26 protein-coding genes are annotated in these 26,255 nt (G+C 62.5%); 15 read left to right on the top strand and 11 right to left on the bottom strand.

Going from position 1 to position 26,255, the window contains the following annotated elements:
- Positions 1–204 precede the first annotated feature (204 nt).
- Genes DCO57_RS16315 through DCO57_RS16325 form a run of 3 tightly spaced genes read left to right on the top strand, consistent with a single transcriptional unit; the run spans position 205 to position 3,238 of the window.
- Positions 205–1,161: an HlyD family efflux transporter periplasmic adaptor subunit gene (locus tag DCO57_RS16315; protein WP_116699975.1), complete on the top strand. Its 957-nt coding sequence runs from the start codon at positions 205–207 to the stop codon at positions 1,159–1,161.
- Positions 1,158–2,096: an ABC transporter ATP-binding protein gene (locus DCO57_RS16320; RefSeq protein ID WP_208977990.1), complete on the top strand. Its 939-nt coding sequence runs from the start codon at positions 1,158–1,160 to the stop codon at positions 2,094–2,096. The genes DCO57_RS16315 and DCO57_RS16320 overlap by 4 nt, the downstream gene beginning before the upstream one ends.
- A complete protein-coding gene (locus DCO57_RS16325) occupies positions 2,093–3,238 on the top strand; it encodes an ABC transporter permease (protein ID WP_116699976.1) in 1,146 nt (381 codons plus the stop codon). Before DCO57_RS16320 ends, DCO57_RS16325 begins: the two co-directional genes overlap by 4 nt.
- 21 nt (positions 3,239–3,259) lie before the next feature.
- On the opposite strand, the gene DCO57_RS16330 is transcribed toward DCO57_RS16325, so the two are convergent.
- The 5 genes from DCO57_RS16330 to phnD form a co-directional block, all read right to left on the bottom strand.
- Entirely contained in the window at positions 3,260–4,180 is a 921-nt protein-coding gene (locus tag DCO57_RS16330) for a DMT family transporter (protein ID WP_116699977.1), read from the bottom strand.
- 324 nt (positions 4,181–4,504) lie between these two features.
- Entirely contained in the window at positions 4,505–5,302 is a 798-nt protein-coding gene (phnE, locus tag DCO57_RS16335; RefSeq protein WP_116699978.1) for a phosphonate ABC transporter, permease protein PhnE, read from the bottom strand.
- Complete coding sequence (gene phnE, locus DCO57_RS16340) at positions 5,302–6,096, bottom strand: phosphonate ABC transporter, permease protein PhnE (protein ID WP_116699979.1); 795 nt, start codon at positions 6,094–6,096, stop codon at positions 5,302–5,304. Before phnE (DCO57_RS16340) ends, phnE (DCO57_RS16335) begins: the two co-directional genes overlap by 1 nt.
- Positions 6,093–6,866 carry a phosphonate ABC transporter ATP-binding protein gene (gene phnC / locus DCO57_RS16345; protein WP_116699980.1) on the bottom strand — a complete coding sequence of 258 codons (774 nt, stop codon included), beginning with the start codon at positions 6,864–6,866 and terminating at the stop codon, positions 6,093–6,095. Before phnC ends, phnE (DCO57_RS16340) begins: the two co-directional genes overlap by 4 nt.
- 62 nt (positions 6,867–6,928) lie before the next feature.
- Positions 6,929–7,906, bottom strand: coding sequence for a phosphate/phosphite/phosphonate ABC transporter substrate-binding protein (gene phnD, locus DCO57_RS16350; protein ID WP_116699981.1), 978 nt, complete (start codon positions 7,904–7,906; stop codon positions 6,929–6,931).
- 250 nt (positions 7,907–8,156) lie between these two features.
- On the opposite strand from phnD, the gene DCO57_RS16355 reads away from it, so the two are divergent.
- Positions 8,157–8,888 carry a response regulator transcription factor gene (locus tag DCO57_RS16355; protein ID WP_116699982.1) on the top strand — a complete coding sequence of 244 codons (732 nt, stop codon included), beginning with the start codon at positions 8,157–8,159 and terminating at the stop codon, positions 8,886–8,888.
- Positions 8,885–11,395, top strand: coding sequence for an ATP-binding protein (locus DCO57_RS16360; RefSeq protein ID WP_116699983.1), 2,511 nt, complete (start codon positions 8,885–8,887; stop codon positions 11,393–11,395). The genes DCO57_RS16355 and DCO57_RS16360 overlap by 4 nt, the downstream gene beginning before the upstream one ends.
- Before the next feature lie 37 nt (positions 11,396–11,432).
- On the opposite strand, the gene DCO57_RS16365 is transcribed toward DCO57_RS16360, so the two are convergent.
- On the bottom strand, positions 11,433–11,708 hold the full coding sequence (locus tag DCO57_RS16365) for a hypothetical protein (protein ID WP_133192692.1): 276 nt from the start codon (positions 11,706–11,708) through the stop codon (positions 11,433–11,435).
- Between the two features lie 406 nt (positions 11,709–12,114).
- Here DCO57_RS16365 and minC point away from each other — a divergent pair, with 406 nt between their 5' ends.
- From minC to minE, 3 genes are read left to right on the top strand one after another with little or no spacing between them, the layout of a single operon-like run.
- Positions 12,115–12,951, top strand: coding sequence for a septum site-determining protein MinC (gene minC / locus DCO57_RS16370; protein ID WP_116700046.1), 837 nt, complete (start codon positions 12,115–12,117; stop codon positions 12,949–12,951).
- Positions 12,952–13,007: 56 nt separating this feature from the next.
- Positions 13,008–13,829 (top strand): septum site-determining protein MinD, encoded by an 822-nt coding sequence (gene minD, locus DCO57_RS16375; RefSeq protein ID WP_116699985.1) that lies wholly within the window; start codon positions 13,008–13,010, stop codon positions 13,827–13,829.
- Complete coding sequence (gene minE / locus DCO57_RS16380; RefSeq protein WP_116699986.1) at positions 13,826–14,086, top strand: cell division topological specificity factor MinE; 261 nt, start codon at positions 13,826–13,828, stop codon at positions 14,084–14,086. The genes minD and minE overlap by 4 nt, the downstream gene beginning before the upstream one ends.
- A 214-nt stretch (positions 14,087–14,300) precedes the next feature.
- On the opposite strand, the gene DCO57_RS16385 is transcribed toward minE, so the two are convergent.
- Both DCO57_RS16385 and DCO57_RS16390 read right to left on the bottom strand, forming a co-directional pair.
- Complete coding sequence (locus tag DCO57_RS16385) at positions 14,301–15,491, bottom strand: MFS transporter (RefSeq protein ID WP_205756183.1); 1,191 nt, start codon at positions 15,489–15,491, stop codon at positions 14,301–14,303.
- Between the two features lie 96 nt (positions 15,492–15,587).
- Positions 15,588–17,189, bottom strand: coding sequence for a peptide chain release factor 3 (locus tag DCO57_RS16390; protein ID WP_116699988.1), 1,602 nt, complete (start codon positions 17,187–17,189; stop codon positions 15,588–15,590).
- A gap of 179 nt (positions 17,190–17,368) precedes the next feature.
- Between DCO57_RS16390 and DCO57_RS16395 the strand changes: the two genes are divergently transcribed.
- Complete coding sequence (locus DCO57_RS16395; RefSeq protein ID WP_116699989.1) at positions 17,369–17,923, top strand: DUF2585 domain-containing protein; 555 nt, start codon at positions 17,369–17,371, stop codon at positions 17,921–17,923.
- Between the two features lie 27 nt (positions 17,924–17,950).
- Here the strand turns inward: DCO57_RS16395 and DCO57_RS16400 are convergent, their stop codons facing one another.
- Together DCO57_RS16400 and DCO57_RS16405 are read right to left on the bottom strand one after the other, a co-directional pair.
- Positions 17,951–18,625: a GntR family transcriptional regulator gene (locus DCO57_RS16400; protein WP_116700048.1), complete on the bottom strand. Its 675-nt coding sequence runs from the start codon at positions 18,623–18,625 to the stop codon at positions 17,951–17,953.
- The gene (locus DCO57_RS16405) at positions 18,618–19,655 is read right to left on the bottom strand and encodes a Gfo/Idh/MocA family oxidoreductase (protein WP_116700047.1); all 1,038 of its coding nucleotides are present in this window, start codon (positions 19,653–19,655) and stop codon (positions 18,618–18,620) included. Before DCO57_RS16405 ends, DCO57_RS16400 begins: the two co-directional genes overlap by 8 nt.
- Before the next feature lie 189 nt (positions 19,656–19,844).
- Between DCO57_RS16405 and DCO57_RS16410 the strand changes: the two genes are divergently transcribed.
- The 6 genes from DCO57_RS16410 (at position 19,845) to DCO57_RS16435 (ending at position 25,105) form a co-directional block, all read left to right on the top strand.
- Entirely contained in the window at positions 19,845–20,858 is a 1,014-nt protein-coding gene (locus DCO57_RS16410; protein WP_116699990.1) for a TRAP transporter substrate-binding protein, read from the top strand.
- Between the two features lie 85 nt (positions 20,859–20,943).
- Positions 20,944–21,474 carry a TRAP transporter small permease gene (locus DCO57_RS16415; protein WP_116699991.1) on the top strand — a complete coding sequence of 177 codons (531 nt, stop codon included), beginning with the start codon at positions 20,944–20,946 and terminating at the stop codon, positions 21,472–21,474.
- Positions 21,471–22,754: a TRAP transporter large permease gene (locus DCO57_RS16420; protein WP_116699992.1), complete on the top strand. Its 1,284-nt coding sequence runs from the start codon at positions 21,471–21,473 to the stop codon at positions 22,752–22,754. Before DCO57_RS16415 ends, DCO57_RS16420 begins: the two co-directional genes overlap by 4 nt.
- A gap of 113 nt (positions 22,755–22,867) precedes the next feature.
- Positions 22,868–23,158 (top strand): putative quinol monooxygenase, encoded by a 291-nt coding sequence (locus DCO57_RS16425; RefSeq protein WP_116699993.1) that lies wholly within the window; start codon positions 22,868–22,870, stop codon positions 23,156–23,158.
- Complete coding sequence (locus DCO57_RS16430) at positions 23,155–23,952, top strand: N-acyl homoserine lactonase family protein (protein ID WP_116699994.1); 798 nt, start codon at positions 23,155–23,157, stop codon at positions 23,950–23,952. The genes DCO57_RS16425 and DCO57_RS16430 overlap by 4 nt, the downstream gene beginning before the upstream one ends.
- Before the next feature lie 37 nt (positions 23,953–23,989).
- Positions 23,990–25,105, top strand: a complete 1,116-nt coding sequence (locus tag DCO57_RS16435; RefSeq protein ID WP_116700049.1) for an isocitrate/isopropylmalate family dehydrogenase — start codon at positions 23,990–23,992, stop codon at positions 25,103–25,105.
- 25 nt (positions 25,106–25,130) lie between these two features.
- On the opposite strand, the gene DCO57_RS16440 is transcribed toward DCO57_RS16435, so the two are convergent.
- Entirely contained in the window at positions 25,131–26,165 is a 1,035-nt protein-coding gene (locus tag DCO57_RS16440; RefSeq protein WP_116699995.1) for a LacI family DNA-binding transcriptional regulator, read from the bottom strand.
- Positions 26,166–26,255 lie beyond the last annotated feature (90 nt).

Consider the following 26,255-nt stretch of genomic DNA (forward strand, 5'->3'; position numbering starts at 1 on the left):
TTCCACCGCCGGCCTGACACCCAGGGCATTGCAGATTGGCGAGACCGTGCACCGGTCATCGTCAGGCCATAAGGGCTGCGCGGACCTGTTTTCCCACCCCTTCATCCCGTTGTCTTTTCAGTGTTGGTACAGTCTGCGGAAGCACGCTAAAGTCAGGGCGAGTGCTTTGCTTTCGCGCGTGCATCAATCCTCAGGGAGGTCTTCATGCTGTCGCCCCTTCTGCGTCCGGCCCTCGCCGTTTCCGCCTGCCTGCTGCTGTTCGCCTGCAACGGCGAAGACGGCAATGTCGCGCTCGGCACGCTGGAACGGGACCGGGTGGCGCTGACGGCAACCGTCAATCAGGTCCTGATCGACCTGCCCGTTGCCCAGGGAACGTTCGTCAAGAAGGGCACCGTTCTGGCCCAACTCGACCCGGCGGAACAGCAGGCCATCGTCAATCAGGCCCGCGCGGAAGTGCAGAAGGCCAGGGCCAATCTTGAAAAGCTCGAGAACGGCGCCCGCGACGAGGTGATCGCCAAGGCCCGGGCGGAGGTTGCAGGAGCTAGGGCGGCGCTGCTCGACGCGCAAAGCACCTTCGAGCGCGTCAAGGACCTGACCGGCCGCGGCACGACCAGTCAGGCCCAGCTCGACAGCGCCCGCGCCACCCGCGACGCGGCGGAGGCCACACTGCAGAGCGCCAAGGAACAACTCAAGGAACTGATCGCCGGGACGCGGGCGGAAGATCTCGCCATCGCCCGGGCGGAACTCGCCGCTGCGGAAGCCAACCTCCAGACCCGGGAAACGATCCTCGCCGAACTGACGATTACCGCATCGCGCGACGGATTGCTCGACAATCTGCCCTGGAATCTCGGCGAACGGGTGACCATCGGCAGTCCGGTGGCGGTCATGCTGGCCGGGGCAGCCCCCTATGCGCGGGTCTATGTACCCGAGCCTCATCGTGTGAAGGTCCGGGAAGGCGACAAGCTGCAGGTGCGTGTGGATGGCCTTGAGGAGCCCATCGAGGGGTCCGTGCGCTGGATCAGCTCGGAGCCCTCCTTCACGCCATATTACGCCCTCAACCAGACGGAGCGCGCCCGGCTGATGTATGTCGCGGAAGTCCAGCTGCCGGACAGCGCCGCGGACCTGCCGAACGGCGTTCCGGCGCAGGTCGTTCTGCCGTGAGTACGGCCCTGCCGGAATTTGTTGTCCGGGCGGAAGGTCTCGTCAAGAAATTCAAGGATTTCCGCGCAGTCGATGGTCTGGACCTGACCATCGAACGCGGCATGATCTACGGCTTCCTCGGGCCGAACGGCAGTGGCAAGACCACGGCGATGCGCATGCTCACCGGTCTCCTGACCCCGACAGAGGGCACCGTCGAGGTTCTCGGCCTTTCCGTACCCAGGGACGCGGAGACCCTGAAGTACAAGATCGGCTACATGACCCAGACCTTCTCGCTTTACGGCGACCTGACGGTCCGGGAAAACCTCCGCTTCATGGCAACGATCTACGGACTGACCGGCAAGCGGCGAAAGCAGCGCATCGGTGAGGTTCTGGAACGCTATGAACTGACGGACCTCCAGGACCGTTTCGCCGGCAAGATGAGCGGCGGCCAGCGCCAGCGCCTTGCGCTTGCGACCGCCGTCCTGCACGAGCCGCCCCTGCTGTTCCTGGACGAGCCGACCTCCGCTGTGGACCCGGAATCGCGCCGTCACTTCTGGGAGCAGCTTTTCGACCTCGTCGAGGGAGGAACCTCGATTGTCGTCACCACCCACTTCATGGACGAAGCCGAGCGCTGCCACAGGATCGCGATCATGGAATCGGGACAAAAGCGCGCCGACGGCTCGCCCAAGGAACTGATGGCCGCCATGGGCGCCAATGTGGTGGAAATCGAGGGGCCCAACCTGCGCGACATCCGCCGGAAGCTTCTGGGCGCCGAAGGCATCGTGGCTGCCGCCCAGCTGGGGGCCCGCCTGCGGGTGCTGGTCACCGACGACATTCCCGACCCCGAAAGCTATCTGAAGGCCAAGCCGGAGACCGCCGGCGCAAGCCTGATCGAACGCGTGCGCCCCAATCTGGAAGACGTCTTCGTCACTTCGACAGGAGAAGGCCGCCAATGAGGATGCTCTCCCGCATTGCCGCGATCTTTTTCAAGGAACTGGCCCAGCTGCGCCGCGACCGGATGACCTTCGGGATGGTCATCATGATTCCGCTGATCCAGCTCATCCTGTTCGGCTATGCCATCAACACCAATATCCGCGACATTCCCGTCGCTGTCGTCGACCAGGACCGGACCGCCATCAGCCGGATCCTGATCCAGATGGTCGAGGCCACCCGGGTGGTCGAGGTCACCGAGCGCTTTTCCACGGTCGAAGAAGCAGAAGCGGCCATCAAGTCGGCGCGCGTGCGGGCCGCCTTCATATTGCCCGACGACCTTGCCCAGCGCATCGTGCGCTCCCCCGCCACGGGTTTCGAGACGCCGCCTTCGACCGACGAGCAGACAAGCCGTCCGGTCGCGCAATGGATCGTCGACGGCTCCGACACGATGATCGCCGGGGCGATCAAGAGCCTGCGCAACATGCCGCTTACCGAAATGTTCCGAAAAGCCCCGAACCGCTCCACACCGACCTTCGAGGTCGCCCTGTTCTTCAATCCGGAGCAGCGCACCGCCGTCAATATCGTGCCGGGGCTGGTGGGGATCATTCTCACCATGACTATGATCATGTTCACCTCCGCCGCCATCGTGCGCGAACGCGAGCGCGGCAACATGGAGATGCTGATCAACACCCCGGTGAAGCCGATGGAGCTGATGATCGGGAAAATCATCCCCTATATCTTCATCGGCCTCCTGCAGACCGCGATCATTCTGGGGCTGGGGTATCTGCTTTTCAATGTCCCGCTGGGCGAAAGACCCGTCGACCTTCTGGTCGGAACGCTGCTGTTCATCGCCGCCAGCCTGTCGCTGGGACTTGTGCTGTCGACCATCGCCCAGACCCAGTTGCAGGCCACGCAGATGACCGTGTTCCTGCTGGTGCCGTCGATCCTCCTGTCGGGCTTCATGTTTCCCTACGAAGGCATGCCGTTGATCGCGCAATATATCGCCGAGGTGCTTCCGGCGACCCACTTCATGCGCATGATCCGCGGTTTCGTGCTGCGCGACGCCGGACTTCTCGACATGCAACAGGACGTCCTGTGGATGTGCGGTTTCTTCCTGCTCGGACTGGCGATTGCCGCCTTCAGGTTCAAGAAGCGGCTGGACTGAGTTGGCCCGGCGGGACACGGTTCACTTGGGCTGCGGCCCGGTGTCGAAGCGCGGGTTGGCCGTTCTGAGAACCGGCGTCTGCATGGAGACATTCTCCCGGCTTTCCCGCCAGACGACGAAGATGCCCGAGGCGATGATTATCGACGAGCCGATGGCGACATAGATGTCGGGCATTTCGGCAAAGAACAGCGCTCCGAACAGGGTCGCCCAGAGAATCTGGCTGTATTGCAGCGGCGCGACGACGGCGGCAGGCGCGGCGCGATAGGCGCCGATCATGAAGATCTGGGCCGTCACCGACAGAAAGCCGATGGTGGCCATCAGGCCGAGGTCGGGCAGGTCGACGGGCACATAGACCACCGGCAGCGTCAGCGACATGGCGACCATCGACAGGATCATCGGGTAGAGAATGAGCACGGCGGAGCGTTCCTGGCCGCCGAGCTTGCGGATGAGGATGGTCGCCAGCGAGTTGGCGCAGGCGGCCGTCAGTGCCGCGAGATGCCCGAGCGTCATCTCGGTCATGCCCGGACGGAGAACGATCAGCACACCGATCAGACCGACAACAACCGCAGCCCAGCGCTGCGCCCGCACGGTCTCCCCGAGCAGGGGCACGGAGAAGGCGGTGATGAGCAGCGGCATCGTGAAGAGCAGCGCATAGACCTCGGCCAGCGGCAGGGAGGTGAAGGCGTAGAACCCGCAGGACATGGAGACGATCGTCAGGCAGGACCGCAAGAGAACGAGCCAGGGATGGCGGGGCCGGAAATTGTCGACAACCTTGTCCGCCAGCATGAGTATCGACATCGGCACAAAGGCGAACAGCATCGAAAAGAAGATGATCTGGAAGACCGGATAGGACCCGCCGAGAGACTTGATGACCGCATCATGGCTGGAAAAAATGCCGAAGGCCACGAGCGCCGCAATCAATCCCCTTAGCGTTTCAGTCATGGCAGAGCCTTTTCGGGTTCGTTGCGGACCGGCCGCGCCTTCGAGGCGTCTGGGGGCAGAGCCGGCGCGGCAAGGTAAGAACAGGCCATCCATGCCGCGCGCGAACTCGGCGGGTGGCACAGCCCGTTGCCGAGATCATCGCTGAAAAGGAAAAAAGTTCAAGAAAGCCGGGACCGATTTCAGGTCTTTTCCTGTGTGCGGACAGGTTGACGGCTTGCGAAAACACGAACAGCGGGGAAGTTTCCCTCCCCGCTGCCGTATTGTCCGTCCGGTCATGTGCCCCGGGACGAGAACCACAGGCCGGTCGACACGAGAGGCCTCCGCCTACAGGATCCTGCGCCGAAGATAGGAGGAAACCACCTCGCCGGTCACCACCAGAACGATGATGGCGATGAGCACCGTGGAGACTTCCTGCCAATTGAACGTGTCGATGGCGCCTTGCAGGATGACACCGATGCCACCGGCCCCGACCAGTCCCAGAACCGTCGATTCGCGCAGGTTGATATCCCAGCGAAGGATGCTCACGGCGAAGAAGGTCGGCATCACCTGGGGCACGATCGCATAGAGCACCACCTTGAAATGGGACGCGCCACAGGCCTGCAGGGCTTCCACCGGCCGGGGATCTATCTCCTCGATGGCCTCCCCCAGCAGCTTGCCGAGAAAGCCGATCGACCGGAACATGATGGCGACAATGCCGGCGACGACTCCGGGACCGAAGATCGCCACGAAAAGCAGCGCCCAGATGATCGTGTTGACGGAGCGTGAGGAGACCAGAATGAACCGGCCGATCCACAGCGTCACCGCATTCGGCGTGGTGTTCTGGGCGGCGATATAGGCGACGGGAAGTGCGAGCACCACCGCCAGAGCCGTTGCGATCGTCGCAAGGTTGACCGTTTCCAGAAGGGCGCTGAGGATCTGGTCCAGATTGGCCGGATCCGGTGGCACCATGCGGCCGAAAAGATCGCCCATCTGGTTCGGGGCGTCCCACACCCAGGCCCAGACAATGTTGACGCTGGCCAGTGCCCAGGCGACGACCAGCGTCGCCAGGGCGAACCAGGCGTAGCGCTGAAACCTCTGTTGCGGCGTGTAGCGCGACCATTCTTGCAAAGCTAGCTGTTCCATTACGCGATCCGCTTCCTGATTGCGCCGCTGACGGCTTCGGATATCAGGATGACTCCGACGATAACCATCGTGATGGCGAGGGCGAAATCGTAGTCGTAGCGGCCGAAGGCGTTGGCCAGCGTGGCACCGATGCCGCCGGCGCCCACGATGCCGACAACTGCAGATGCCCTGAGATTGCTGTCGAGCTGATAGATGCCAAGGCCGATCTGACGCTGCATGATCTGCGGAAAGACGGCATAGATCAGCGTGGTGAGGAAGGAAGCACCTGCCGCCTTCATCGCTTCCACGGGGCCGGGATCGATCTCCTCGATGCGTTCTGCCAGCAGTTTCGCCACGAATCCGATGGAATAGACGATCAGGGTCAGAATCCCGGCGAAGGGGCCGAAACCGACGGCCTTCACGAAGATGATGGCGACGATCACCGGATGAAAGCTGCGTGCAACGACGATGATGGCCCGGCCCAGATAGTAGATGGGCAGCGGCGCAATGTTCCTGGCGGCCATGAAGGCAATGGGTATCGACAGGAAGACCCCGCCGACGGTTGCCAGAAGCGCGATCTTGAGACTTTCAAGAAAGCCGTCGATGAGCAGCCCGCTACGCTGAAAGCTCGGCGGAAACGCGCCCCCGAAGATCCGCCCGGCGCGCTCCAGGCCCTGGGCGGCGCGCTGCCAGTCGATCGGCAGCGTCATCACCGTCACGGCGATATAGGCCACCACCGCCGCATAGAGGCCGTAGCGCACCACCGGACTGGAGATGAAGGGCTGCTTGCGCCAGTGGTCCCTGGCCCCCGTCATGCCGCTTTCCCTTCAACCTGCCGGTCCGCGTGCGGGATGCCGGCATAGATATCATGCATGGCCTCGTCGGTAAGCGCCCCGGGCAGGTCGTCAAAAATGATGCGTCCGTAGCGCATGCCGACGATCCGGTCGCTGAATTCCTTGGCCTCGTGCACGTTGTGAATGTTGATGATGACCGGCAGCTTCAGTTCGCTCGCCAGATCGCGCAGCAGCACCATGATCTGCTCTGAGGTCTTGGGGTCGAGCGATGCGGTCGGTTCATCGGCCAGCAGGATTTCCGGCTGCTGCATCAGGGCCCGGATGACACCTACCCGCTGCCGTTCGCCGCCGGACAGTTCATCGGCGCGCTTGTCGGCGTAGTGGGCGATGCCCACGCGTTCCATCAGTTCAAACGCGCGCCGGATATCCTCCTTCGGGTAGCGGCGGGTCAAGGCAGCCCAGGTCGAGATATAGCCGAGCCGCCCGCTCTGCACGTTTTCCATGACCGTGAGACGGTCGACCAGATTGAAGCTCTGGAAAACCATCCCGACCCGGCGTCTGGCGATGCGAAGATCGCGCTTGCCCAGAGCGGTAAAATCGGTGCCGTTGAGCGTGATGGTTCCGGACGTGGGTTCGACCAGGCGGTTGATGCAACGCAGCAGCGTGCTTTTTCCGGCACCGGAAGAGCCGATGACCGAGACGACCTGGTCGCCCTCGATCTCGAGGTTGAGATCCTTGAGCACCGGATCCCCTGCCCCGTAGCGTTTTACAAGGCTTTTGATTTTAAGCATGTTTTTCCCCGTGTGGAGCGGCCCGCTACCGGTGGGACAGCGGGCCGTGAAAGCAGGAACCCTTATTTGGCAAGGCCCTGAGGGGTGTATTCTACGCCGTTGCTGGCCTGGATCTGCCGGATGACGGCCCACTGATCCTTGTAGGTGATGGGGATGAACTTGCTCACACCCTCGAACTCCTCACCGAGCTTGTTGCCCTTGAAGTCGAAGGTGAAGAAAGCTTCCTTGATCTTTTCAACCAGCTCCGGATCGAGATCGTGGGCGTAGTTGAAGGATGTGGTCGGGAAAGGATCGCTTTCCCACACAAGGCGCACGTCCGCCGGATCGTAGAGGCCACGCTCGGCCATGCGTTCCACCACTTCCGAGGCCACCGGGGCGGCATCGTAGTCACCGGCAACAACACCCAGCATCGACTGGTCGTGCGAGCCGGAATAGACGACTTCATAGTCCTCGTCCGGCACGACGCCGAGTGCGGGAAACAGGGCGCGCGGCGCCTGGTTGCCGGAATTGGACGTCGGCGACGTGTGGGCAACGCGTTTGCCGGCCATGTCGGCAGGCGTCTTGATGTCCGAATCGGCCTGGGTGAAGACCTGCAGGCGATAGCCGAACTGACCGTCGTCGCCGCCCATGATGGCGAAGGGCACCGCACCGGCCAGATTCACCGCGAAGGGGGTCGGCCCCGTGGAGAAGCCGGCGATGTGCAGACGGCCGGAGCGCATGGCTTCAACTTCGGCGGAATTCGACTGCACGGCGAAGAACTGGACATCCTTGCCGGTAACGTTTTCCAGATGGTCGATGAAGGGCGCCCAGATGTCCGCATAGACCGCGGGATCTTCCACGGGCGTATAGGCGAAGACCAGCGTGTCAGGGTTGCTCAGTTTGGCCGGATCCGTTGGCGCATCGGCGACGAGGTCTCCGTTCGCATCGCAATAGATGCTGTCGAGCGCGCCCCGATTGGAGCAATCGGCGGCATAGGCCGAAGACAGGGCAAAACCGGTCACGAAAGCCACGGATCCGAGCCGGGCCAACAAATTTCTCATATTTTCCTCCCATATGGATCAATCCTGCCCTGCAGAGGCTGCAAGGCACCTTGAAAGATCGCGCTCAGGCTAGCGACAGGAAGCGGAAAAAGGCGAGCGGAGTTATGTTAACAGAACGCAGGTGCCCGGCCTTTTTTGTTAACAATGTTACAGCGCCGGATTTGCCGCTGAAACAATTGTAACGAGATTCCGGCCTTCCCCGAGAGATCTTCATGCTAGACACCTCAAGGAATTGCAAAAGAGCAATGCTATGGATGCAAACGCGACACGACCGGTAATCGCCATCGTCGATGACGATGCAGATGTGCGCGAGACCCTGTCCGCATTGATGGAGTCGAGCGGCTTTGCACCGGTCGCCTTTGCCGACAGCGCCGGTTTCAAGGCCGCCGGCAATCCGGAGAATTTCGACCTCGCGCTGATCGACCTGCGCCTCAGGGGCGAATCCGGCCTGTCCCTGGCCATCCACATCCGCGAGTTCCACGAACTTCCCATCGTCATGCTGACCGGTGTGGGCGATGAGATCGACAAGATCATCGGGCTGGAAACGGGCGCGGACGACTATCTGATGAAACCGTTCAATCCGCGCGAACTTGTGGCGCGGATCCGTGCGGTTCTGCGCCGCTACGGCCACGGGCTGTCGGCAAGCCCAAAGGCCGGCAGGGATCAGGAGATCATTTTCGGCGACAAGCGGGTCGACCTCAAGCGCCGGGAACTCCTCGACCGGCACGGCGACGAGATACCGCTCACGAATGCGGAATATGTGCTGCTGGAGTATTTCGTCAAGAACCCCGAGCGCATCATTCCCCGCACCGAGCTGATGCGGGAAATCGGCAGCGACATGCAGCGCTATGTGGACAGGACCATCGACGTCCTGATCCTGCGGCTGCGCCGCAAGATCGAAAACGTGCCGTCCAAACCCGTCCATCTGCAGACCCGCAGAGGCCAGGGCTATATCTTCGTGCTTCAGGCCGAGAGATCATGAAGACGCCGCGCATCCGGCAACCGAGCATCCGGCTGCTGCTGCTGTCGGCCATCGGACTCCTGCTGGTCGTCATCATGGTGATCGGGACGATCGCCCTGATGACCCTCAACAGCGCCGAAGAGCGGCTTGCGACGTTTCACGACCAGACCCTGAACGAAGTCTCCGATGCGCTCGAACTCTCCGGCAACGCATCCAAACTGGCGACCTCGGCTCCCTTTCTGATGACCTTGAGCCCGAGCTTCCAGCTGGAAAGCGAGGCCGAGGAAATCCTTCAGACGCTGGAACACATCCAGCAACTGGGCGGCGGCGATCCTGAACTGGCCCGGCCGCTCGCCCGGATCCGCGCAGCGATCGACGATCTCGTCAGGGTCATGGCTCCACAGGCACGACATGCCGCTACCCTTGCGTTGATCGACCAGGATCTCGAGCGCCTGCAAAGGCGCTTCCGCAACCTTGCCCAGGACACAAGGCAATCCCCCCGGCAGCGCCAGGCCTGGTCATCGCTGCAACAGCTGGTCATGACCGCCATCGGCGCCCTGCGCAGCCGCGAGCTGATCAAGGTCGGCGAACATCAAAGCAATTATCTCCGCATCCGGCAGGAAATCGCTTCGGATCCTTCCCCCTATCTGAGCGCCGCGCTAGCCGACGTTGAGAATGCGGTGGGCGACAGGGGCGATCTGTTTTCGCTCCGCTATTCCGGACTGGCCGCGAAACTGGATGCGGAGAACGCGCTCTTCCGCATCCGCACGGAAGTCGCCCAGGTGAACGCCTATGCGCTGCAGAAGGTCACCGACGCCAAGCTGAGACTGCAAGCGTCGCGCGAGCGGACAACCACGAGCATCACCTTCGCCAAGGCCGTCATCGTGGTGCTCACGGCGATCAGCATGATCGTCGCCGTGGTCTCGGCCCTGTTCGTCTCGCGATATGTTGCTGCCAATCTGCACCGGATCACCGATGTCATGCGCCGGCTTGCCGCCGGCGACCTGAAGGCCCGGCTGCCGAAGAAAAGCAGCTCTTCGGATGAAATCGGCCAATTGTCCGAGGCGTTCCGCAAGTTCCGCTCCAACGCCCTGCGGCTGGAGCGGAAGACCAGGGAGGTCTGGCGGCGCAACGAGCTGTTCATAACAGTCTTTCAGAACATCAGCGACGGTGTCGCCGTTCTGTCTCCTGCGGGACAGATCCTGGCGGAGAACGGCCGGGTGCGCGAACTTCTGCGCCTGGAGCCCGTCCGGGACGAACACCGCCTCACCCTGCAGGACCTGATCGGGCGATCCGCCTTCAAGCGGCGCGCGAATGAAAACGACCGTGCGGGTTTCGGCGAATATGCCGATGCCGCCGGGCACGTGCTGGAGGTGCGTCAGTCGCCGCTGCCGGACGGCGGTTCCGTGTGGCTGTTTTCCGAGACCACCGAACGCAAGCGCATCGACGAACGTCTTGAGGAAATCCGGCGCGTGGAGAGCCTGGGCAAGGTCACCGGCGAAGTCGCCCATGATTTCGGCAATATCCTCTCCACCATTTCCGGCAACCTGCACATGCTGGAAGGCGAGCTGTCGCCAAAGGCGTCGGTCCTGCGCGCGCGCATCAACGATGCGGTCGAACTCGGCGTATCGCTGATCGAGCGCCTGCTGGCCTTCGCCCGCAAGCAGCATCTGGCGCCGCAACAGACCGATATCGCCGCCATCGCGGAAGGGATGGAAGATCTCCTGTCCATGGCGCTGCCGGAAACTGTGACCCTGTCCATCACCTGCGACGACGGGCCGATGTTTGCCCGCATCGACCCCGGGCAGCTCGAAAGCGCCATCCTGAATCTTTGCGTCAATGCCGGGCAGGCGATCCACGATCGCGGCGAGATCGAGATCGGCGTTGCCAGACAGGCGGACGGATGGGTCGCGCTCTCCGTCAGGGACGACGGCTGCGGGATGGACGCGGACACGTTGCGGCAGGCGGCGGAACCATTCTTCACCGCCCGCGCCGATGGCGAGGGAACGGGTCTTGGCCTGTCCATGGTCCATGGTTTCGTGCACCAGTCCGGCGGATCGATCCGGATCGTTTCCGACCCCGGACAGGGCACCTGCGTGACGCTGCTGTTTCCGGAGCAGACCGGCACTTGTGACGTACAGCCGCGGGCGGACGGCCGGAAGCCGGCGCTTGTCGTCGATGACGATGTCAGGTCAGCCGAGGCGATCACCCGGCTCGTGGAGGATTTCGGTTATTCGGCCGTCACCGTGCATTCGTTCCGCGAGGCCCTTGCGCAGCTCCGGTCCGACCGGTCCCTGTCGGTGGTGATAACCGACCTGCAACTTGATGATGGAAATTCCGGCTGGTCAGTCGTGCAGGAAGCCCTGGAAACGCACAGGAGATGCAGGGTTGTCGCCATTTCCGGGCATCTGCCGGAAAAAGATCCGGTTGCAGCCGGTTTCCGTGACCGGTTCGCCAAGCTCCCGAAGCCGGTTACCGCAGAAGCCCTTCGCGGACCTCTGGGGCATGGCACCGGGTCTCCCGCGTGAGGCAAGCGCGGCACATGTGTGCAAAAGCGGACCGCTTCTAGACGAACACCCGTGCAAGAGCCGCAACGGCCAGGGCGGTGGCGGCGCGTTTGGGGCCCGCGAACTCGGAGGCTGTCTGTCCCGGCACCATCAGGATCACCCGATTGAGATCGGACGCATCCAGATGATCCAGATCAGCGGATTTCGCGGCTTCCTCAGCGGAAAAGCGGATCTCGTCGAGCATCCGCACGAGTCCCTGCCAGATATGAAGGGGCGGCGCCTCGTTTGTGCTGCACCAGCGAACAATTTCATCTTCCGACACGTTCAAAGCCACTGCCGCCTCTTTGGTACTGAGGCCAACGTAGCTCATCATATCGCTGAAATTACTCATTAATTTCCCCAAGCGCGATTTGCGCTGCTAATATTCGAAGGTTTATATTGCATCGCAATATGGCAAAATTCCAGCCCTTTACAAGAATTTAGTTAACTCCTGCACCGGCAAACGAGTGCCGAACGGCGGGAAGCGGCGATTCTCGCGCATGATCTCGCCAATTCTGTCAGGGCATTGCGGGGGCAACACCCGGAGCGGACTGTCGGTTCCACCAATCCCCTGAAATACCTGAGGAAAATCGATATCGGTGGAAAACGAATGGCGGCCCGATTGTCCGGGTCGGTTAATGATAGGTTTATGCGAGCAAATCAACCTCAGTTTTCGTGCGCCGCCGGACCTCCTCATTCAAATGAAGTTCAAGGGAAAATCCTTCATTGCGATCGTTCTGACACCTGAACCTCCGTTTCCGGAGTGGTTCAAGGAGATCGACCGCATTATCGCGCGCTCGCCGGGGTTCTTCATCGACCGCCCCATCATTCTGGACGTGCGCGGCAGCAAGATCCCGATCGATGCGCTCGAAGAGCTTCTCGACGGCCTGTCGGAGAGATCGATTCGGGTGATGGGCATCGACGGGGTGGCGGGAACCCGGCTGAAGCCCGGCATGCCGCCGAGTTTTTCCGGAGGCCGCCTCACCTCGGACGTGGATGTTCCGGAGCCCGTGGGCGGTGGAGACAAGACAGAAAACACCGCGCCGGATATCGGCCCTGCGCCGAAGGACGGCGGCAAGAAAGCCGGAACCGGTCCGGGACCGGCGAAAGCCGCCTCCCCTGCGACAGCCGACGGCAAGTCCGGGGACGATGCGGGCAAAGCGGACACGGAAACAGACACACTGTCCGCACCGGCCAGTGTCACGGACGGATCGTCCATCGTCATCACCGAGCCGGTTCGCTCGGGGCAGAGCATTCTTCACCCCGAGGGGGACGTGACGGTGATCGGTTCCGTCAGTTCAGGCGCGGAGATCATTGCCGGAGGCTCCATCCACGTCTACGGCGCCCTGCGCGGCCGGGCCCTGGCCGGGGTTTCGGGGAAGGACAGTGCCCGCATCTTCTGCTCGAAGCTGGATGCGGAACTGGTTTCCATCAACGGACTTTACAAGGTCGCGGAAGATTTTGACGGAACCCTTCGCAACGTACCGGCGCAGATCCGCTTCGAAAACGAGACACTGGTCTTCGAGGAACTGACTTAAACACCGCGCCGGCTATCCGAGAGGGGCCGGAGCCGACAACGAAACGGGACATACACATGAGCAACGCCACAGTCGTCGTGGTCACGTCAGGCAAGGGCGGCGTGGGCAAGACCACCTCAACCGCCGCCATTGCCTCGGCGCTCGCCAAGGAAGGCTATCAGGTCTGCGCTGTCGACTTCGACGTCGGCCTGCGCAATCTCGACCTGATCATGGGCGCGGAACGGCGGGTCGTCTTCGATCTGGTCAACGTCGTGCGCGGCGAAGCCTCGATCAAGCAGGCCTTGGTGCGCGACAAGAAGCTCAACAACCTCTTTCTGCTGCCCGCGTCCCAGACCCGGGACAAGGACGCCCTGACCGAGGAAGGCGTGGCCAGCGTCATCAGCGAATTGCGCATGTATTTCGACTGGGTGATCTGTGACAGCCCCGCCGGCATCGAGCGCGGCGCGACGCTTGCCATGCGCTACGCGGACGAGGCGATCATCGTTTCCAATCCGGAGGTTTCCTCCGTGCGCGACTGCGACCGGATCATCGGTCTGCTGGACGCCAAGACGAAGGTCGCGGAAGACGGCAACCGCATGCCCAAGCATCTGCTGATCACCCGCTATGACGTGGAGCGGGCGAAGGCCGGCGACATGCTGGCGACCGACGATGTGGTGGACATTCTTTCCGTGCCACTGATCGGGGTCGTGCCGGAAAGCAAGGACGTGCTCAAGGCCTCCAACGTCGGGGTTCCCGTCACCGTGTCGGACGAAAACTCCCCGGCCGCGAAGGCCTATACGGAGGCGACGCGCCGGCTACTGGGCGAAAACATCCCGGTGACCATTCCCGAAGAGAAGAAAAGCCTGCTCGGCAAGATCTTCAAGGGGAGGGCTGCATGAACATCCTGAGCTTCTTTGGCAAACGGAACGAAACCGCTTCCGTTGCCAAGAACCGGCTGCAGATACTTCTGGCTCACGAACGGGCGAATGACGGTTCCGACGCGCTGCTGATTTCGAGCCTCAGGGAAGACATCCTCGCCGTTGTCGCAAAGCGCGTCGACATCGATCCGGATTCCGTGCGGCTGGAAATGGACCGCACGGGCGATGTCACCACCCTGGAAATCGATATCGAACTGCCCGCCGCGCGAGCGTCCTGACAGGTTTCTGCCGGCTCCAGCCGCAGTTGAATGCAAGGAACGTCATCGGCCAACAGGCATCCGGTCGCTTTCGGGCGGTGGCCTGTTGGTCGTGCTCTTTCAGCGTGACGGCCGGACGGTGCCACCGGACGCGCAAAAGCCGGAACAGAAGACGCATGCACTCCGGGATCGGGTCATGGCTGCGAATTGCGCATGAAACCCGCGGCGCGCCTATTCATTCGAAGGACGCCCGCTGCCAGTCTTTCGCAAGATCCAGCCACAGAATGGCCGCTGCGAGGCAGGGAATGATCGAGGCAAGCGTCAGCGCAAGCAGGGTCCCCTGTGTTCCGAACCTGTCCATGAGAACGGATCCGATCAGCGGCGCGACGGCGGCAGCGATCAGCATCGGCATAGCCAGACGCCCCATCATGTACGGGTAATCCTCGGCACCGAAGGCTGCCAGCGGCAGCGCCCCGCGGGCAATCGACCAGAGCCCGTTGCCTGCACCATAGGCCAGAAGGGCCACCGCTGCCGGTATCCCTGTCAGCAGGCCAGCAAAGCCGAACAGGACAAAGGCGGTGGATGCGATCATCGTCCAGACCGGATGGTGCCGTCCCTTGCCGAGCATCTCCAGAACACGGGCGCCGACCTGCGCCGGGCCGATCAGTGTTCCCAGCCCGACGGCGGCCGCGAGCGCATAACCCTTGGCGGTCAGGATCGTGATGAGATGGACGGACCAGACCGTGGCGATCATGGCCAGCAGCGTTCCGGCGACCGCTATGCACCAGAACCGTAACCGGAAGGTGTTCCGCGCCCCGTCCTGGCGAGGTGCGGACGGGACCGCCTTTACGGGAACAGGTTGCGCGCCGGGCACCGCAAACCAGCACATGGGCGCCGTGACCAGCACATGGACACCCGCATAGATCAGGCAGGTTGCTCTCCAGCCGTAGCTCTCGACAAGCAGGGCGGAAATCGGCCAGCAGACCGTGCTGGCGAAGCCGCCCCAGAGCGTCAGGGCCGTAATTGCGGAGCGGGCCTCGGTCCGGTAGAGATGGCCCAGGCTGGAGAAAGCCGCATCGTAAAGTCCCGCAGACATGCCCATGCCCACAAGGCACCAGGCCGCGAAGTAAAGCGGCAAGGTCGTGGCAAAGCCGAGCAAGGCAAGCCCGCAGGCAAGCAAAAGCATGCCGACGGCCATGACCCGCCGTCCCCCTTCGGCCTGGATCAGACGGCCCACTTTCCTTGCGGAGACACCCGAAACAAGCAAGCCGAGAGACACCCCGCCCATGATTGACGCGGAACTCCAGCCGGTATCCCGGGCGATCGGCGCGGCGAGAACCGCCAGCAGATAGTAGGAGCTGCCCCAGGCGAGAATCTCGACCACACCGAGTACGGAAATGATGCGAAGCCGTTCGTTCCGGATCATGCAGGTACAGGCTCCACAAGGCATCGGAAGGGACCACTTCCGGGACAGAGAAAGATGCCGCCTTCACCCTGCCGCATGCATCCTACGGTGCGGCGGTCACGCCTCGTAGACGATCTCGCGGGTCTCGCGGAATTTCACGTCCGGGAATTTCTCGGTAATATGACCGATCTCCCAGGCGTTCTTGAACAGGAACACAGGCTTGTCGTCGCGGTCGTTGGCGATCGACATGCGGTGGCCCTCGATCATTTTCTGAAGGGTCTGGCTGTCGGTCTCGATCCAGCGGGCGGTGGTATAGGGCACGGTCTCAAAGCCGATCTCGGTGCCGTATTCGGCCTTCAGCCGGTCGACCACCACGTCGAGCTGCAGCGCGCCGACGACACCGACGATCCAGTTGGAGCCGAGATCCGGCTTGAAGATCTGGACAAGGCCTTCCTCGGCCAGATCCTGCAGACCCTGACGCATCTGCTTGACGCGCATGGTGTCGGCCAGACGGACCCGGCGCAGGATTTCCGGCGCGAAGGCCGGCAGGCCGGTGACGTGGATGTTCTCACCTTCGGTCAAGGTGTCGCCGACGCGCAGCTGGCCATGGTTGGGCACGCCGATGACATCGCCCGGATAGGCGAGGTCGGCGATCTCGCGTTCCTCGGCGAAGAAGAAGATCGGCGCGGAGACCGCGATCTGCTTGCCGGCACGCACGTGTTTCAGCTTCATGCCCCGCTTGAAGGTGCCCGAGCACAGGCGCAGGAAGGCGATCCGGTCACGGTGCTTGGGGTCCATGTTGGCCTGGACCTTGAAGACGAAGCCGGTGACCTTGTCCTCGCCCGGCATGATCGTGCGGCCGCCCGTGGCCGGCTGGGAGTGCGGCGGCGGCGCGAATTCGGCGATGAAGTCGAGCAGTTCTTCGATGCCGTAATCGCGCAGGGCCGAGCCGAAGAACACCGGCGTCAGATGCCCCTCCAGGAAGCTCTCGCGATCGAATTCGGCATAACCTTCCGCACCGAGTTCAACATTTTCTTCAAGTTCATTGAGAACCCGGTCGAAGACCGTGCCGGTCAGGATCTCGTCGCCCAGGCCCGAAACGTCCTTGGTCTGGGTGTAGGCCCCTCCCCGCTCGCCGGCGGAGGTATGGAATTTCTTCTTCTGCCAGTCGTAGACGCCGAAGAAGTCGGACCCCATGCCGACCGGCCAGGTCTGCGGGCTGACATCCAGCGCCAGCGCTTCCTGCACCTCGTCGAGGATTTCCAGCGCGTGACGGCCTTCGCGGTCGATCTTGTTGACGAAGGTGATGATCGGAATGTCGCGCAGGCGGCAGACCTCGAACAGCTTGCGGGTCTGGGTCTCGATACCCTTGGCGGCATCGATCACCATGACGGCGGCATCGACGGCGGTCAGGGTGCGGTAGGTGTCTTCGGAAAAGTCCTCGTGGCCCGGCGTGTCGAGCAGATTGTAGATGATGCCCCGGCGCTCGAAGGTCATGACGGAGGACGACACGGAGATGCCGCGTTCCTGTTCGATCTTCATCCAGTCGGACCGCGCCCGGCGGCGTTCGCCGCGGGCGCGCACCTGACCGGCGGCCCGGATCGCGCCGCCCGACAGCAGCAGCTTCTCCGTCAGCGTGGTCTTGCCGGCATCCGGATGGGAAATGATCGCGAAGGTGCGCCGGGCTTGATAGGGCGCCGTGCCGTTGAGGCTGGTCATGAAGGTCTCCTGATCGCCGTCCGGCGGAGGCGCGCGACCGCGCCGGTAAAACCGGGGGCGCAACCTGTCAATCAAGACCGGACGGATTGATGTTTCGTTGGCGCAAGGTCATAGAGAGAATCCCGCTGGATTTCCAGCATTGAATCTCTGACGTCCCTTTCCGCCGCAAGGAGATCGCCTTGAGCCACCGCAAATGCCTGATCATCGGCCTTGCCATGATCGCCGCCACCGCCGCCCTCCTGCTGGCCATGGGGCGAATCCCGATCTGCGAGTGCGGTTATGTGCTTTTCTGGACCCCGGCGGACGATCTTGCCGGCTCGTCCCAGCATATAGCCGACTGGTACACGTTTTCGCACATCATCCACGGGTTCCTGTTCTATTGGTTCCTGTGGCTCCTGTTCCGGCGCACCAGCGTGTGCCAGCGGGCCCTCGGCGCAATCTTCATCGAAGCCACCTGGGAACTGCTGGAAAACAGCCCGTGGATCATCGACCGCTATCGGGAAGCGACCATTGCGGTCGGCTATACCGGCGACAGCGTTCTGAACTCGGTCTTCGACATTGTGTGGATGCTGGCCGGCTTCTTCTTCGCCTGGCGTCTGCCTGTCTGGGTGACGGTCCTGACCGGCATTTTCTTCGAGCTTCTGGCGCTCTGGGTCATCCGGGACAATCTGACCCTGAACGTCGTGATGCTGGTCTATCCGATCGAGGCGATCAGGGTCTGGCAGGGCGGGTGACCCGAGGCGCGACAAAGTCCCGGCCGTTCACAGGTGGAACAGCTTGTGTTTCTTCAGCAGCTCGATGAGAACTTCGCGCGCGTCCTGCCGGTGGCTCCTGTGGCGCTCGCGGGCAAGCGCCGCCTCGCCCTTGCGGATCGCGTCGAAGACCGCCCGGTGGTCCTCGTTGGATTTCACCGGAAGGGGCCGGATATAGAGGGTCATCGCCCGGGCCCGGCGGACCTGGTTGGACATCATGGAGACGATCGACTGGACGCGCGAATTTCCGCCAAGGCGCACGAGCTCGTCGTGGAAGGCGTTGTCGGCGAGCGCCCAGGCTTCCCGGTCCTCGCGGGCCAGCGCGTCCTCCATGGCCTCGATCGCCTGCTTGAGCGCACCAAGATCCTCGTCGGAATAGCCCGCTTTCGCCGCTTCCTCGGCCGCCAGGGCCTCAAGTTCAGTCAGGACGGCGTAGATCTCTTCCATGTCCTTGAGCGACAGGGTTGCGATCCGCACGCCCTTGCGCGGACGCACTTCCAGAAGACCCTGCTGCGCCAGCATCAAGGTCGCCTCACGCACCGGGGTGCGTGACATGCCGAGCCGGTCGGCCAGTTCGCTTTCCAGGTGATCGGAGCCCGCGGCCAGTTCGCCGTCGAAGATCAACTGACGGATCTGCTCCATCGCCTGCGTGGTGATCGTTTTTGGTTTCTGTGCCTCAAGCACCGGCAAACCCCCGGATTTTTCGCCCCAGCCGGTCGGACTCATAAATCGCCTGTTCGATCGCGATGACCCTGAGATAGTCGCGCGCCGTATTCTCCAACGGTTTTCTGTCCAGAAGACCGTCGATCACGTGGTTTATCAGATTCCCGACGCAATCACCGCCAAAGCCCTGCCATTGCCTGGCGGCGAGCAGGACCGTGTCCTGCTGCTCGCCGAAAGCCCGCTGGCGCACGGAGCCGTCGCCCGAAAGCGTGAGGGTTCCCCCGGTGCATTCGACCAGGGCTTCTCCAAGAGTGGTACGGCAGTTTTCCGCTGCATGGTCCAGCAGACGGTTGCCATCGAACAGGGCCCGCACACCGTCCGCGTAATCGAAGATGAAGTAACCGGCGTCCTCTCCCTTGATCACGGGATTCAGCCGGCGCAGATCCGCATAGACCGCTTCAGGTTCGCCGAGCAGGTAGCGGAAGGTATCGACCCAGTGAACGCCGGTCTCGTGGATCAACAGCCTCGGCATCTGCTGAAAATAGGGCTGGCGGTCGAGATAGGCCCGGGGCCCCTGCCCGTCCCCCGTCCTGAGCCGGAAGGTTATCTGCATCGGATCGCCGAGAAGTCTGCTGTCCAGCACCTGACGGATGGCGCGGTACCATGGCTGAAAGCGGAAGTTCTCGTGAATGACAAGCGTGACGCCGGCTGCTTCCGCAAGGTCCGTGGCCTTCCTGGCCTCTTCCAGCGACATGCAGAAAGGCTTCTGGCAGATGATGGCCCTGACGCCGGCCGCGATCGCCCGCTTGATCGCGTCGAAATGCGTCGGCGGCGGCGTGATGATGTCCAGCAGGTCCGGCCCGGACGTTTCCAGCATGGCGTCCAGATCGTCATAGGCCGGAAGGCCGGTGGCTTCCGCCTTGCTCCGGTCCCGGTCACAGGCCCCCACGAGACGGGCGCGCGGAACCCGGCTCCATGCCTCATAATGGAACTGCGCGAAATATCCGGCGCCGAGACAGGCCACCCGCATGGCTTTTGTGCCGTCCTTCATGGTTTTCATCCTCCTCCCGCGTTCCACCGGCCCGGCCGCTCATGCCGGCGGCCTGTGCGGACCGGTGTCCGCATCGCTTGTTTTTTTGATAGTCGACATTGCTGTCGTTGACAAGGGATTGATTTGCGTATACGCAATCCAATGTTTAAATCAATACGGCCTTTGGAGCGGCCGTGGGAGGAGATTGAGATGCTTGACAAGAAAACCCTGAGCCGCCTGGCCCTGAGCACCGCCATCCTGGTGGCCGGCATGGGCAATGCATGGGCCGTGGAGACCCTTCGGTTCAGCCACACCGACAATCCGGGCGGTTCGCGCCAGGCAGCGGCGGAGCTGTTCGCGGAAAAGGTCGCCGAATATACGGACGGGCGTTATGAAGTGCAGATCTTCCCGTCGGGCCAGATCGCCAACGATCCGAAAGCCATCGAACTTCTGCAGCTTGGCGGCATCGACTTCACCGTATCTGCAACGGGCAGCTACGCGACCCATCTGCCCAGCCTGAACCTGACCGCCATGCCCTTCCTGGTCGACACCTACGAGCAGGGCTGGGAACTTTACGACAATTCGGAATGGCTGCAGGGCGAATTCGCCAAGCTTCCGGAAAAGGGTTTCCGGGTCCTGTCGACCTGGGAAGCCGGGTTCCGCAGCTTCACGACCAATGAGCCCCTGAACACTCCCGAAGACGCCGAATCCATGAAGATGCGTGTCTTCCCGAACGACATGATCCGCTGGTCCATGGAAGCAATCGGTTTCCAGACCGTCGTCATGCCGATTACCGAAGTCTATCTTTCCATCCAGCAGGGCATCGTGAACGGTCAGGAAAACCCGGTCGACACGATCAAGTCGCTGCGGTTTTATGAAGTCGCTCCCTACATCACCCTGACCCGTCACGTTTACAGCCCCCTCCCGCTGACGATCGCGGAGAAGACCTGGCAGTCCTTTTCCGACGAAGACCGGGAAGCGGTCCTGAAGGCGGCCGTCGAATCCGCAGCGTTCAGCCGCAACCTGGTCAAGAGCTCGGTCGAGAGCCAGCTCGCGGAAATGCAGGAAGACGGCGCTACGGTGACCGTGCCGGACATCGGCCCGTTCCGCGACGCGGTGCAGCCGGTCTATGCCAAGGCCAAGGAAGTCTACGGCGAACAGGCCGTCAACGACATCCTGGGCGATGCCGCGGCCATCCGCGAGCAGCTGCCTGCCAAGAACTGATCTGGCGACTTGAGTTAAAATCCGGCCGGAACCCGGGAGTTTCCTGCGCGGTTCCGGCCCTTTCCTCAAATTAAAGAGATGTGCCTTGGATTACCGTGATCATTATCCGGCCGTTTTGCGCTGGCTCAGTCATCTGGTCGACCTCAGCCTGGTGCTCGGTGGCTTTTCGATCGTCGCCCTGGTGTTCTGCAACGCATCGCTGCGGGGCTTCGCCGGGTTCGACCTGGCCTGGTCACTTGAAGTCACCAGCTTCCTGCTGCTGTGGAGCACATTCATCGGCTGTGCCGGTGCCGTTGCGCGCGGCGCGCACATGCGGGTGACGGAGATTGTCGAAAGTCTCTTTCCGCGCACGGCGCAACGTCTGCTGTCCGTGACGATCGACGTGATCATCGCCGTGCTGCTGATCAGCCTGATCTACACCGGCTACCACATCTCGGTGCATACCTGGGCGCAGAAGACGACCGTGCTCTACTGGCCGGTAGGTCTCCTGTATGCCTCCATGCCCGTGGGCATGACGCTGACCCTGATCTTCCATCTCTTCAACATGGTGTTCGACATGCGGAACCCGGTGGTTCCGCATGCAATTCACACCGACGGCGGCGAGACCCTGACATGATCCTGCTCTTCGTTGTTGCGGTCTTCCTGACCACCATCTTTCTCGGCGTTCCCCTGGTCTGGGCCATCCTGATCACGGCCGTTCTGCCGATCCTGGTTTTCGACCTCGGCTATCCGCTGCAGGCGCTTTACCTGAATTTCATCGGCGGGGTGGAGCCCAACCACTTCCTGGCGATCCCGCTGTTCATCGTCGCCGGCGAAATGATGAGCCGCGGCGGCGTCGGCCTGCGCATCATCGGCTTTGCCCGCGCCGCCTTCGGTTTCATGGCGGGTGGTCTCGGCATGGTCGTCGTCGGCGCCTCGATGATTTTCGGCGGCATTTCGGGCTCGGCGATCGCGGATTCGGCGGCCATCGGCTCGGTGATGATCAAGAACATGTCCCGGGAGGGCTACAACACAGCCTTTGCCGCCGGGCTCGTCGCCGCCGCCGGCACGATCGGCATCATCATCCCGCCGTCCATTCCCATGCTGATCTACGGGTTTGTCGGCAATGTTTCCGTTGCGGACCTGTTTCTCGGCGGCATGATCCCCGGCCTGCTCTTCGGCGCGCTGTTCATGGCGGTGTGCTACTACGTCGGCAAGACGACCAAATGCGATCCGGGCGGCCGGAAGACGAGCATGAGGGAACTGAGAGCCTCCTTCATCAGCACGGCGCCTGCCCTTTTCATGCCGGTCCTGATCCTCGGCGGCATCTTCACCGGCTGGGTCACCCCGACGGAATCCGCCGCGCTGGCGGTGGTCTACGGCCTTTTTGTCACCACTGTCATCTATCGGGATTTCCAGCTGAGGGACCTGCCACGCCTGCTGGTCGATTCCTTCATCACCAGCGCGGTGGTGATGGTGGTGATCGGTGCGACGACCGTGCTCGGCTGGCTGATCACGCTGGAACAGATGCCGCAGATCCTGGTCAGCTTCGTGCAGGAGTATTCCTCCGGCCCCTGGATGTTCCTGCTGATGGTCAACGTCGTGCTTCTGATCCTCGGACTCGTGCTCGACCCCGTGCCGGCCATCCTTCTGACGGCCCCCCTGTTCCTGCCGACAGCCATGGCCTTCGGTGTCGATCCCGTCCATCTCGGCGTGATCATGACCTGCAATGTTGCCGTCGGCCTGTTCACGCCGCCGGTCGGCGCCACGCTCTATGTCGCCTCGCGGATTTCCGGTGTCGGCGTGCTGTCCATCGCCCGCAGCATGGCGCCCCTCTATATCGCCGCCATCGCCGCCCTGCTTGCGGTGACCTACATCCCCGCGGTTTCGATGGGTATGGTGCATCTGTTCCGCTAGATCTCGGAGCCCCTCCGGCCCATCCCGGACGGAGGGACGGAGGTCGATCGTTTTCAAAATATCAGAGCCCCCGGCGAACAACGCCCGCAGGAGAGGCTCAGGGAGTGGAAAGAATGTTCGCAGTCACCGTAGTCTTCGAGATCCACGACGGCCAGTTCGAGACCTTCATGCCTCTCATGGTTGCCAATGCACAGGCATCTGTGAAGCAGGAGCCCGGATGCAGCCGGTTTGACGTGTGCACCGATCCAGACAGGCCCGGAGAGGTCTTTCTCTACGAGCTTTATGACGATGAGGCCGCCTTCAAGGCCCATCTCGAGACACCGCATTTCGCGGAATTCGACAGGATCGGCAGCCCCATGATCGCCAACAAGACCCTGCGTACCTACGCACAGGTGGCGTCATGACTGCCTGGGAAGTCTTCGCGGTCAAATACGCCGACAGAAATGCCCGCACGCGCAGGGACAGTTTCCTGCTCGCCGACAATCACGACCAGCCGCATGCGATGGACTATTTCATCTGGGTGTTGCGCCGGAATGACGAGATCCTGCTGGTCGACACGGGCTACGACAAGGAGGAAGGCGACAGGCGCGGCAGACCCGTGCGGATGGAGCCGGGTGAAGCGCTCGCGCCTCTGGGGATCTCGCCGGAAGACGTATCGACCGTCATCGTCACTCATCTGCATTACGACCACGCGGGCGGCCTCAGGCATTTCCCGAATGCCACCATCCATCTGCAGGCGGCAGAGATGGCCTATGCCACCGGCCCCTGCATGTGCCACGGCACCCTGCAGGCGCCCTTCACGGCCGATCACGTCTGCGAGGCGGTCCAGCGGCTCTATTCCGGCAAGCTGGTGTTTCACGAGGGCGAAGGCGAGGTCCGCGAAGGGGTGACGGTGCATCGCATCGGCGGCCATAGCCGGGGACTTCAGGCGGTGCGCGTTCTGACCGAGGCCGGCTGGATGTGCCTGGCCTCCGACGCAGCGCACTACTACGAGAACTTCCTGGAATCCAAAGCCTTTCCGATCGTCGTCGACCTCCAGGAGATGCTGGATGGCTTCGGCACGATCCGCCGCCTGGCGAGTTCCGACAAGCTGGTCATTCCCGGACACGACCCGCTTGTACGCACGCTTTTCCCGTCCGCAGGACCGGATCATATCATCCGTCTCGATCGCGGACCGCTGAAGGCCCCGGATCGTTGAGCACTTTGACGTTGATTGAACTTAAGGAATGGCACTCATGAAAATTGCCCTGATCAAAGGCGACGGCATCGGCGTCGATGTGGCGGAAGCGGCAATGTCCGTTGTCGAGGCAGCTCTTCAGTGCGCTGGCGAAGCCTTGCCCGTTTACGATGAAATCCATGCCGGCGCGGGATATTTCAAGGAAACCGGGTCGGATATCGAACCGGACGGGGAAGAGCGGGCGGAAGCCGCCGATGCAATCTTTCTCGGCGCCATCGGACTGCCGTCGATCCGGCACGAGAACGGCACCGAGATTTCACCGCATCTGCGCCTGCGCGACCGCTTCGGGCTTTACGCGGGCGTGCGTCCCGTCAAGGCCTACCCGAACGCACCGCAACGGCTCGCCGATCCCAGGGCGGAAGGCATCGACCTGATCATCCTGCGGGAGTCAACCGAAGGCCTGTTCTATTCCGCCGCCGTCCACAACCGCAGCCCGGTGATCACGGACGACGAGGTGCAGGACGTGCTGCGGATCACCCGCAAGACGACGACGAAGCTGCACGACTTCGCCTTCAACCTTGCCAGAAAACGCCGGGAGCGGGGCAAGTCCGGGCTTCTGACCTGTGTCGACAAGGCCAATGTCTTCAATTCTATGGCCTTCTTCCGCAAGATTTTCGATGAAGTGAAGCAGTCCTATCCGGACGTGCCTGTCGGCTACAACTATGTCGATGCCCAGGCGCTCGATCTGGTGCGCAAGCCCTGGGACTTCGACGTGCTCGTCACGGAAAACATGTTCGGCGACATTCTCTCCGATCTGGCGGGCGGGCTCGTCGGCGGCATGGGAATGGCGGCCTGTGCGGAAATCGGCGACACGACCGGCCTTTTCCAGCCTGCTCACGGCAGCGCCCCGGACATCATGGGGCGCGACATGGCGAATCCGCTGGCGGCGGTCCTGAGCGGCGCCCTCATGCTGGATTATCTGGCCGAGAAGTTCGATCGCCCGGGACTGGCCGATGCCGCGGACATGGTCAATGCCGCCGTGGAGAAGGGGTTTGCGGCAAATCTGCTGCGGCCGATGGAGTTCGGTGGCGACATGGGAACCATGGCAGTCACCAACCAGCTGCTGTCCCTCATTGCGGATCAGACATCCACCCGCAGATCCGCCAGCGCCTGAAGAATGACCGATCGTGGTCGGCGGGCTATCTCGATCTGCGCGAAATCCCCGCACAGCTCTCGCGCACGATCAGATCGCCGTGAAGCAGCTGGGTCTGTGTGGCAAGAGACCGGTTTGCCAGGCGGTCGAGAAGGATATTCATCGCCTTTTCGCCAATGCGATGGCGGGGCTGGCGGATGGTGGTCAGGCCGGGGGTGAAATTGTTGGCGAAGGGAATGTCATCGAACCCCAGGACCGAGAAGTCCTCCGGCACCCGATAGCCGCGCAGCTGCAGGGCGGAAATCACCCCGATCGCGGTATTGTCGTTGAAACAGAAGAAGGCCGTCGGCAGGTCGTCCTTGATGAAGAGCCTTTCGACCGCCGCGCGGCCGCTCTCGCTGGAGCCGTCGCCCTCGACCCGCCAGTCGCGCAAGCGTTCCGGCGATTCCCCCAAGCCCTGCCGGTAGCCGGAATGACGCAGGTCGCTGCGGATGTCCGCCGGTCCGCCGGAAATATAGGTGATCTGCCTGTGACCGAGGGAGATCAGATATTCGGTCGCCACCTTGGAGGCGGCCACGTCATCGACCCCCACATAACTGATTTCCGCATTGTCGACCGGCCGTTCCGTCGCCACGATGGGCGGCAGGGTCGACAGGGAGGCCTGGGGCTCGCCGGCCACGGGAATATGCCCGGTCAGAAGCACCAGCCCGTCAGCCATGCCGGTCGACAGGAAGCGCAGGTAGTTCTGCTCCAGCCCCGTGGTTCCTTCAGTGTTGCCGATCAGAACGCCATAGCCCCTGTCGTTGGCGGCCTTTTCAAGCCCCGTGAGAATGCCTGCGAAATTCGGGTCGGCAATCGATGAGGCCAGGACCAGAACCATCTGCGAGCGCTGCATGCGCAGGTTCTGCGCCATGGCATTGGCGGTATAGCCCGTGCGGGCAATCGCGGCGGTGACCTTCTTCCGGGTGCTTTCGGCAACCTTCTCCGGCGAACGCAAGGCCCGGCTGACGGTGGCGATGGAAACGCCCGCAAGTTTGGCAACATCTTCAATTGTCGCCGGCCGGTCCACCGGTTCGCTCATTGTTTGTCCTCGCCCCTGCCGCAATGCCCAACGCGCATCGCCGGCGACGAGCGGTCATGGGCTATCAGATGGGTCATGATCGACGCACTC

The organism is Labrenzia sp. 011, from assembly GCF_003075075.1.
In the GTDB taxonomy this organism is placed as follows: Bacteria; Pseudomonadota; Alphaproteobacteria; order Rhizobiales; family Stappiaceae; genus Roseibium.